This window comes from Methylobacterium sp. JK268, from assembly GCF_054052225.1.
The window spans coordinates 1-8,756 of sequence record NZ_JBSVZN010000062.1 but is presented as its reverse complement, the minus strand read 5'-3'; the positions used below and the strand labels follow the sequence as shown (position 1 = coordinate 8,756).

The 8,756-nt window shown below is 70.6% G+C and carries 15 protein-coding genes; all 15 read left to right on the top strand.

Annotated elements, in window-relative coordinates:
- A partial coding sequence (locus ACW9J6_RS34280; protein WP_457120792.1) for a hypothetical protein occupies nucleotides 1-292 on the top strand: 292 nt, incomplete at its 5' end.
- Nucleotides 292-738 carry a hypothetical protein gene (locus ACW9J6_RS34275; protein WP_457120791.1) on the top strand — a complete coding sequence of 149 codons (447 nt, stop codon included), beginning with the start codon at nucleotides 292-294 and terminating at the stop codon, nucleotides 736-738. The genes ACW9J6_RS34280 and ACW9J6_RS34275, both read left to right, overlap by 1 nt.
- Nucleotides 731-1,168 carry an ASCH domain-containing protein gene (locus tag ACW9J6_RS34270; RefSeq protein WP_457120790.1) on the top strand — a complete coding sequence of 146 codons (438 nt, stop codon included), beginning with the start codon at nucleotides 731-733 and terminating at the stop codon, nucleotides 1,166-1,168. Before ACW9J6_RS34275 ends, ACW9J6_RS34270 begins: the two co-directional genes overlap by 8 nt.
- On the top strand, nucleotides 1,165-2,376 hold the full coding sequence (locus ACW9J6_RS34265; RefSeq protein ID WP_457120789.1) for a hypothetical protein: 1,212 nt from the start codon (nucleotides 1,165-1,167) through the stop codon (nucleotides 2,374-2,376). The genes ACW9J6_RS34270 and ACW9J6_RS34265 overlap by 4 nt, the downstream gene beginning before the upstream one ends.
- Before the next feature lie 3 nt (nucleotides 2,377-2,379).
- Nucleotides 2,380-3,288: a hypothetical protein gene (locus tag ACW9J6_RS34260; RefSeq protein ID WP_457120788.1), complete on the top strand. Its 909-nt coding sequence runs from the start codon at nucleotides 2,380-2,382 to the stop codon at nucleotides 3,286-3,288.
- Nucleotides 3,285-3,737 carry a DUF4326 domain-containing protein gene (locus tag ACW9J6_RS34255; protein WP_457120787.1) on the top strand — a complete coding sequence of 151 codons (453 nt, stop codon included), beginning with the start codon at nucleotides 3,285-3,287 and terminating at the stop codon, nucleotides 3,735-3,737. Before ACW9J6_RS34260 ends, ACW9J6_RS34255 begins: the two co-directional genes overlap by 4 nt.
- Before the next feature lies 1 nt (nucleotide 3,738).
- Nucleotides 3,739-3,882, top strand: coding sequence for a hypothetical protein (locus tag ACW9J6_RS34250; RefSeq protein ID WP_457120786.1), 144 nt, complete (start codon nucleotides 3,739-3,741; stop codon nucleotides 3,880-3,882).
- Entirely contained in the window at nucleotides 3,875-4,735 is an 861-nt protein-coding gene (locus tag ACW9J6_RS34245; protein WP_457120785.1) for a phage Gp37/Gp68 family protein, read from the top strand. The genes ACW9J6_RS34250 and ACW9J6_RS34245 overlap by 8 nt, the downstream gene beginning before the upstream one ends.
- On the top strand, nucleotides 4,728-5,204 hold the full coding sequence (locus ACW9J6_RS34240; protein ID WP_457120784.1) for a hypothetical protein: 477 nt from the start codon (nucleotides 4,728-4,730) through the stop codon (nucleotides 5,202-5,204). Before ACW9J6_RS34245 ends, ACW9J6_RS34240 begins: the two co-directional genes overlap by 8 nt.
- A gap of 12 nt (nucleotides 5,205-5,216) precedes the next feature.
- Nucleotides 5,217-6,365: a phosphatase domain-containing protein gene (locus ACW9J6_RS34235; RefSeq protein WP_457120783.1), complete on the top strand. Its 1,149-nt coding sequence runs from the start codon at nucleotides 5,217-5,219 to the stop codon at nucleotides 6,363-6,365.
- Nucleotides 6,365-6,835, top strand: coding sequence for a hypothetical protein (locus ACW9J6_RS34230; RefSeq protein ID WP_457120782.1), 471 nt, complete (start codon nucleotides 6,365-6,367; stop codon nucleotides 6,833-6,835). The genes ACW9J6_RS34235 and ACW9J6_RS34230 overlap by 1 nt, the downstream gene beginning before the upstream one ends.
- Before the next feature lie 49 nt (nucleotides 6,836-6,884).
- A complete protein-coding gene (locus ACW9J6_RS34225; protein ID WP_457120781.1) occupies nucleotides 6,885-7,085 on the top strand; it encodes a hypothetical protein in 201 nt (66 codons plus the stop codon).
- Nucleotides 7,086-7,095: 10 nt separating this feature from the next.
- Entirely contained in the window at nucleotides 7,096-7,323 is a 228-nt protein-coding gene (locus ACW9J6_RS34220; protein ID WP_457120780.1) for a hypothetical protein, read from the top strand.
- 76 nt (nucleotides 7,324-7,399) lie between these two features.
- Nucleotides 7,400-7,618 (top strand): helix-turn-helix transcriptional regulator, encoded by a 219-nt coding sequence (locus ACW9J6_RS34215; protein ID WP_457120779.1) that lies wholly within the window; start codon nucleotides 7,400-7,402, stop codon nucleotides 7,616-7,618.
- Nucleotides 7,609-8,756: tyrosine-type recombinase/integrase (locus tag ACW9J6_RS34210; RefSeq protein ID WP_457120778.1), on the top strand; the 1,148-nt coding region annotated here is incomplete at its 3' end. The genes ACW9J6_RS34215 and ACW9J6_RS34210, both read left to right, overlap by 10 nt.

Here is an 8,756-nt window from a genome sequence, read left to right as displayed (position 1 = left end):
AGGCCGCGGCCGCGGCGATCAACAAGGCGCACGCGGCGCCGGCCGCCCGGAGAAGGACCGCCTGATGTCCCACCTCGTCCCCATCGCCTCCGCCTACCGCCTGCGCGGCTGCACCTGCGGCTGTGGGATCCTCACCCTGCAGCTCTGGTCCGCGGACGGCCGGCCGATCGCCATCCTGCCGCTGACGCCGGACGGCGCCCGGGCCCTGCGCGATGGCCTGTCGGAGGCGCTGGAGGGCGCGCAGGACGGGCGCGGCGCGGATGAGCGGCCGGTGGCGGGAGGGCTGCACTGATGGCGCGCGAGCAGCTTCCCCAGCGGCGCGGCCACGACGTCTTCGACTTCGTGTTCTCGCGCGGCCCTCACGACCCGGTCGGCACCCGCTACACCGCCGGCCTCGGCCGGACCCGTCCGGGCACGCCGATCGTCGAGATCTTCTTGGACTGCCACAAGCTGGCGTCCGCGATGACCGACGACGCCCGGGACATCGCGGTGATCCTGTCGATCGCGCTCCAGCACGGCGTGCCGCTCGCCGCGTTCCGCGACGCCGTCACCCGCCTTGAGAACGGCCAGCCGGCCGGCCTCGCCGGGCGGCTCCTCGCGGAGATCGAGGCGCGGGAGCCGGGCGCCTTCGCCCCGCGTCCCGACCCGGACGACCCAGCACCGGCCCCGCAGGCGCCTCGCCCGACCCCCGACGCGCCTGCCCCGGCGGCGGCCGAGATGGAGCGGACCGATGGCTGACCTCCCGACCAAGGCCCTGTCCGTCCGCCAGCCTTGGGCTTGGGCGATCGTGGGCGGCTGCAAGGACGTCGAGAACCGGGACTGGTCCACGCGTTTCCGCGGCCCGGTTCTCATCCACGCATCGAGAGGGATGACACGAGCGGAGTACGAGGACTTTCTCGACACCGCGCGCGCGATCAGTCGAACGCATCCATTCCCCTCCGGCGTCGCGCTGCTGCCCTACGATGAACTGCAGCGCGGCGGGGTTGTCGGCATCGCCGAAATCATCGGCTGCGTCCAGGAACACGCCTCGCCATGGTTCGTGGGCCGCTACGCGTTCGTGATGGCCAACGCGCAACCGGTGCCCTTCGTGGCCTGCCGCGGGCAATTGGGCTTCTTCGACGTGCCGAGCGAGGTCATCGACGCCCTCGACGCTGCGAGGGCAGCATGACCCACCGCTACGCCGAGGACACCAAGGTCGCGGTCGCCGAGTCCCGGACCCAGGTCGAGGCGCTCCTGCGCAAGGCCGGCGCGCAGCGCATCCTCCACATGGACGAGCCGGTCAACACGATCACCTCGCATCAGGGCGCGCGCGCCGGGGGCGCCGCGCCGCTCGGGCTCGTCGCCCCCCACCTGATCCGCGTCGACCAGACCTCCGGCGATCCGGCGCGCAAGGGCGTCCACTCGGCGGAGGACCCGGTCACGACGATCGCGACGGCCGGCGGGGTCGCCGTGGTGACGCCGCTCCTGGTGACGAGCACGACGGGCCATGCGGGCGGTTCAGCCGATGCGCCGTTGTCGACCATCACGACGGGAGGGCATCACATCGTGGCCGCCCCCTTCCTGGTCCCCCGCTACGGGGAGCGGCCCGGGCAGGATCCCCGCACCCGCGCCGTTGACGAGCCGGCCCCGGTCATCGTTCCGACCGGGAACGAGGGGAGCCTTGCGGCGGTCCATCTCTCCCGGCAGTTCGGCGCCTCGGTCGGCTCGGCCGCGGACGAGCCCGTCGGGACCATCACGGCCGGTGGCGCGGGGAAGGCGGCGGTCGTCGCTGCCTTCCTCGCCCAGCACAACACCGCGCGCGGCGGCGAGGTGAACCCAGGCTGCGACGCACGCGCGCCCGTATCGACCATCACGGCGGCCGGCGGCCACCAGAACGTGGTTGCCGCGCACATGCTGAACCTGCGCGGCTCCGACCGGCGGGGCGGCCCGATCGACGCGCCGGCCCCGACCACCTCGGCGCAGGGCAACCACGCCGCCGCGGTCTACGCCTTCCTGGCGAAGTATTACGGCGCGGGGCTGCCGTCCCAGCCCGTCACGGACCCGGTGCACACGATCACCGTCAAGCCCCGGCACGGGGTCGTCACGGTCGAGATCCAGGGCGAGCCCTGGGCCATCGTGGATATCGGGATGCGGATGCTGACGCCGCGCGAGCGCTTCGCCGCGCAGGGATTCCGGCCCGACTACGTCATCGACCGCGGCGAGCTGGAGGACGGGACGACCATCCCGCTCACCCTGGAGCAGCAGGGCCGCATGTGCGGCAACTCGGTCTGCCCCGGCATGGCCGAGGCCCTGGTCTCCGCGAACTACCGCGAGGAGGCGCAGCGTCCGCGTCGGGCCCGCCCCGCGGCCGACATCCCCCTCTTTGCGGCGGAGTGAGTGATGGCCGCTGCTCGCCCCAAGAACTGGAGCACAGGCGCTTGGACTGGCGGCCTCGCCGAATGGGTCGAGGACGGCACTGCGCATCTGTCCATCGCCTTCACCTGGCGACTGCACGACGCCTACCAGCGGGCCGTCTTCTATCGCGCCCAGGGCTTCAAGGTCCGCGCGGGCGGGCCGGGCATCTTCACCCGCAAGCACTTCCTCGCGGACGTGGCGGAGATCGGCGGCGACCTGCCGGCCGGCGAGGCGATCGTGCGCCACAACCCCATGGCGACGATGGCGAGCCGCGGGTGCTCGGTCGGGTGCTGGTTCTGCATCGTGCCGAAGATGGAGGGCCGGACCTTCACCGAGATCGAGAACTTCCCAGTCCGGCCGGTGCTTTGCGACAACAACCTCTCGGCGCTCTCCCGCGAGTACCAGCAGCACATCGTGGACCGCTACGTGGCGGCCGGCGTGCCGCTCCTGGACGCCAACAGCGGCTTCGAGCCAGCGACTTTCGATGACGAGGTGTTTGCTCGCTGGAAGCCCATCCTGCGCGGCCCCTGGCGCTTCGGCTTCGATGAGGTGGGCGAGGGCGCGGCCGTCGAGCGCGCGTTCCGGCTCCTGAGGGACGTCCCGCCCCGCCGGAAGCAAGTCTACACGATGATCGGTCACGAGCCGGTCGACGTCTGCATGGACCGGATCCGGCGCGTCATCGCTTGGGGCGGCGAGCCCTACGCACAGCCGTTCATCAAGCTCAATGCCTTGGAGAAGACGCCGGCGGTCCGCCACGACTGGACGCCGATCTTGCTCAAGAAGGTCCAGCGCTGGGTCAACCGGCGCGCTTGGCGATACGTGCCGTTTGAGCAGTACGACGCCAACGCCAAGACCCGCGAAAGCATCCCCGAGCAGCAGGAGATGTTCGCGTGAGCCATATATTCACGCCCGTCCGTCTCCGCCTGTCGAGGCGCAAGGGGTTCGACTTGCAGGCGGTCAGCCTGGCGACCAACGGGCTGCCGGCGGTCAACGTCGCGAGGCCGACGCTCTTCGGCAACCCGTTCGTACACACCAGCGACGTCGGGCAGGCGGTGGAAGCGTTCCGGCGGCACTGCCAGGGCGGGACGCAGACCTTCCAGATGGGGCCGGGCGGCCTGCAGTTCGCCCGGAACGCCCATCCCAGGAGCCTGCATCACGCCTGGCCTGAATGGCTGCGGACGGTGGGGCTGCCCAGGCTGAGGGGCTGCAACGTCGCGTGCTTTTGCCCGATCGGCTCCCCCTGCCACGGGGACGTGCTCTTGGCCCTCTCCGCCCGCCCGGTCTGCGACGACGCCACCCCGCCCGACGCAGGGCGGGCCGATCCCTCAGCACTAGGAGCCTGACATGCCCCGCCCCACCCTCCTCGACCTCATCGCCATCGCGCTCGCGACCGCGGAGCTGCTGATCACCACCCTCTTGCGCATGCCGGGCGCGGCGCTCGCGGATCTCGTCAATGCCCTGCGGGGGCGGGAGGTGGCCCGTGGCTGAGAACACGAAGATCGAGTGGGCGCACCACACGATGAATTTCTGGGTGGGCTGCACCGCGATCACCCCGGCCTGCGATAATTGCTACGCCTTCGCCTGGGCGAAACGTGCCGGGCATCCCGAGTTGTGGGATGGCCAGCGTCGCCGCACCACGCCCGCGAACTGGCGCAAGCTCGTAAAGTGGGATGCTGCCGCGGCGGCGGCCGGTGAGCGGCACCGCGTGTTCTCGAACTCGCTGGCCGACTTCTTCGACAACCAGGTGGAAGACCGCTGGCGCAACGACGCGTGGCACTTCATCAATCGCGCGCCCAATCTCGACTTCCTGCTGCTGACGAAGCGCCCGCAGAACATCGCGAAGATGCTGCCAGGGCCGGACATCGGCGCGCCGGCATGGGGCGACGGCTGGCCGAACGTGTGGCTCGGGACGACCGTCGAGGACCGGGCGCGGCTGCGCAACGTCGACCACCTGCGGGCGGTGCCGGCGCGCGTGCGGTTCCTATCGTGCGAGCCGCTGCTCGAAGACCTCGGCGAGTTCGACCTGACCGGCATCCACCTCGTGATCGTGGGCGGCGAGAGCGGCCCGGGCGCGCGACCGATGCCGGCGGAATGGGCGCGATCGATCCGGGACCACTGCTCCGCGGCCGGTGTGGCGTACCACTTCAAGCAGCACGGCGATTGGATCGACGTCGACCAGTTGCGCCACCTCAACGGATGGACGGGCGGCCCCGGGTTCGGACACTTCGACCATTGCCGGCACGACATGGCAGCCGACTGCCTCCGCATCGGCAAGAAGGCCGCCGGGCGCCTCCTCGACGGCCGCACCTGGGACGAGATGCCGGAGGTGCGCCATGGCTGAGCCCTTCCGCAGCCGGCCGCTCGCCGAGATCCTCGCGGACCACGTCGTCGGCCCGCCGCCGCCCGCGCCACTCAGGGCGAACGAGCACTGCCGGCACTACAGCTACCGCAGCACCGGGCTGCGCGGGATGATGCGAGGCGACCCGGGCGGCCCGCAGTGTGCGCTCGGCCTCGACAACGCCGAACCGGGCGGATCCGCGAAGTGCATGCCGCCGCCCCACCGCGACGGCCGCTCCTGCGACGGGCGCGAGGAGTACACCGAGGCGGAGCGCGCCACCTGGAAGGCGTATTTCCGGCAGGCGATGGAGCGCTCGATCGTCGCCGGCTCCGCGATCCCGCGCGAGGGCAGCAGCGGCGAGGTGCCCTGCCCGGCCTGCGGCGAGGGCACGATCGGTTGGGCTCGCGCCCGGATCAACGGCCACCTGCATGCCGCGTGTTCCACGCCCCGCTGCTTCGCGGTGATTTCGTGAGAGGAGACCACCATGACCGATGACCTCCCCACGCAGCCGGATCTGCGCAGGACCGAGCCGCACCTTAACCCTGACGCCGGCCTGACGTTCGAGCAGATCGCCGAGGAGATCGTGGCGCTGGCAAAGGACGCTCGGGGCATCGCCTGCACGATAGTGGGCGCGCTCAACCGGGCCTACATGGCCGGGTTCCACCACACCGCTGCCCGCCTCGCCGTGGTGGAGGCGACGAACGCGCGGGCGGACGCAGACGCAGTCCTCTCCGACGCATGCAAGCCTTGGGATTTTTGCGTCGGGGATCCGCCCGCCTACGACAGCCCCCTGCATCAGGTCTTCGTAGCCGGCATGCTCTACACAGAGAAGCTGCTCGCGGGACTACTGAATGTAAAGGGATACGAAGCCGGGGATGGATCTGAGGACTTCGACGCCGACGCAACCAAGTCGTTAGAGAACATCCTCACCGCGGCGAAATTGTATGACCCTGAAGACGGTCGGTTCGCGTGCATCGCCGCAAGCGTGCCTGCGGAGGAGGGGGCGGGCGCGTCCGCCTGGGGCGGAGCGGACGATGACGCCCTGTGCGGCTGGCCCTTGGACAGACCCTGTCCGACCTGCGTTGGCACCGGCATAGCGCCTCAAGACGCGGCTCCGGTTCGCAGCATCGCGGGCGCCGCCCCTCACGCCCAATCAGGAGGATCGGACGTGAGCAACGACCTGACCAATGCAGTGAGACGCCGCATGTTCGTCGTGTTCGACCTCGACGGCACGCTCGCCCTCACGGAGCACCGCGCGCACTTCCTGGAGCGGCCGAGCCGGGAGAAGGACTGGCGCGGCTTCTACGCGGCCTGCGACAAGGACGAGCCCTGCCACCCGATCATCCGGGTGCTGCTCGCCCTCCACGCCACCGGCGCCGAGGTCGAGATCTGGTCGGGCCGTTCCGACGAGGTGATGGACAAGACGACGGCGTGGCTCGCCGCGCACGGCCTCGGCCACATCCTGATCCGGACGCGCAAGGCCGGCGACCACCGCCCGGACACGGTGCTGAAGACCGAGTGGCTGGACGAGGGCCGCAAGCCGTCGCTCGTCTTCGAGGACCGGGCATCCGTGGTCGCGATGTACCGCGCCCGCGGCATCGTCTGCTGCCAAGTCGCGCCGGGGGATTTCTGATGTCGGACGCTGCCCGCGCCGCCTACGAGGCCCGATGGACCGGCATGACGCTCGGGCCGCGCGGCGCCGCGCCGGCCTGGGATGATCTAGAGCCCGAGGGCCGCGCGGTGTGGGGGCAGGTGGCCGCGGCGGCGCGGGCTGATCTCGCGGCCAGGGTCGCTGAGGTAGAGGCGGAGAGGGACGACTACAGGCTCGCTGCCCAGGCCGAGGCGTCAGAACGGCGCCGCTTGAGCGAGCAGCTTGCTGACGCGGGGCGGGATCTCTTGGCGGCAGAGACCGCCTTGGCTGCCGTGACGGCCGAGCGGGATGAGGCGATTGGGCTGGTCTCCGTCCTGCGCGCGGCCAACACGGCTCTTGCGGGTGGCGACTGGCGGCCGGCCGACGACGTGACCGTGGCTCTCCTCGCCCGGGTGCGGGTGCTGGAGGAGGCGCTGGCGGATGCCCGGCGGCAGGAGGCGGCGGATCGGTGAGGGCGGAGGCGGTTTCCGGCATTCAAGTTCACCTAAGGAGATAATGATCATGGGTAAAGTTCTGCTCGTCATGGTGATCGTGGGCGCCGCTCCCGGCGGGGGCGACAACGTGAACAAGCTGCAGGTGCCAATGGAGCTTGAAGTTTGCCGCGAGGTCGGCCCGGCTTTGGTCGAGACGCTGCGGCTCCGGGCGCCTTCGGGGCGAAAGGTGCTCCAATACTGCGAGCCCGCTCCCGTGAATGGCGGATGAGGTAGGCGCGATGAGCCCGATCATCCTCTGCTTGGTCATAGAAACCGGGCTGCTCGCCGGCCCGGACACGCTAACTTTTCGCACGCGAAGCATCGCGCAATGTGCGAGCCTGTCGCACTACCATTTGCTGCGGCGGCTGGAAGCAACCGCCAGAGTCGTGAGCAAGGAAGAGTTCTTGGTGACCTGTGGCGAGAACGGGCGCGACTGTCCGGACCTGCGACACCGTCCCATGAACTGATCGCAGACCAGACGATGATCATGCGCAAGAGGGGAGGGTGACAGTGGCGCGCGGCCAGGACAACGGCGCAGTTCCCGTGCCCCGCCTCGAGGTCGCCCCGCGCCGCGGTCTGCGCCGCGAGGAGGCGGCGCGCTACGTCGGGGTGAGCCCATCGAAGTTCGACGAGATGGCGCGCGACGGGCTGGTGCCGAGAGGCAAGAAGGTCGGCGGCTGCGTGCTCTGGGATCTGCGGCGTCTCGACGTGGCGCTCGACGCGTTGCTGGGCGAGGATGAGGCGTCGAATCCATGGGACTGAGCCCGGTGGTCCGCATCGACCTGCCCTACGTCGTGGCCGACACCGACCGGCACGGCAACGTCCGCTACTATTTCCGGCGCCGCCCGGCGGCGAAGGTGCGCCTGCCTGGGTTGCCAGGTTCCCCCGAATTCCGGCGCGCCTACGAGGCCGCACTCGCGAGCGCAGCGCCCGCGCCCGCGCCCGCGCCGACGCGCGTGGGGCCCGGATCGTTCGCCGCCGTGATGCAGGCCTACCTCACGAGCCCGGCCTACAAGCGGCTCGACACCTCGACGCGCGCATGGCAGGCCCGGGCGCTCAAGGAGATCGCGGCCGAGAAGGGCGATCACCCGATCGCCATGATGCAGGCGCGCCACGTCCGCAAGTTGCGCGATGCCAAAGCGGAGACGCCAGCCGCCGCCAACACTATGCTCAAGGCGCTGCGCGCGCTCTTCGTGTGGGCGATGGAGGAGGATCTCGTCGAGGCGGACCCGACGCGCGACGTCAAGCGGGTCGCCTACGTCTCGAAGGGTTTCCACAGCTGGACCCTCGACGAGGTCGAGCGGTTCGAGGCCCGTCACCCGATCGGCTCGAAGGCCCGCCTCGCGCTCGCGATCCTGCTCTATACGGCCTGCCGGCGCGAGGACGCGACCCGGCTCGGCCGCCAGCACGTGCGGGGAGGGCGATTGCGCTACACCCAGGCCAAGAACGAGCACCGCAAGCCGGTCGAGGTCGACATCCCGCTCTTCCCCGACCTCGCCGCAGCGATCGCGGCCGTCCCGGCGACGCAGCTCGTCTTCCTGGTGACGGACTACGGCAAGCCCTTCACGACCGCGGGGTTCGGCAACCGATTCCGGTCATGGTGCGACGAGGCCGGACTGCCGCACTGCTCGGCCCACGGCCTGCGCAAGGCGACGGCCGCTCGCCTTGCCGAGCGCGGCGCAACGCCCCACGAGATCATGGCCGTGACAGGCCACCAGACGATCGAGGAGGTGGAGCGCTACACCCGCGCCGCACAGCGCGCGGGCCTCGCTGACCGCGCGATGGCGCTCCTCGAAACGCGCAGGCCGGGTCCCACCGCGGATGGGGGTAAAGGTCCCACCGACGCTAAGTCTTTGGAGATAATGGGCAAATTCGGGAAGGTGGCGCTCCCAAGGGGACT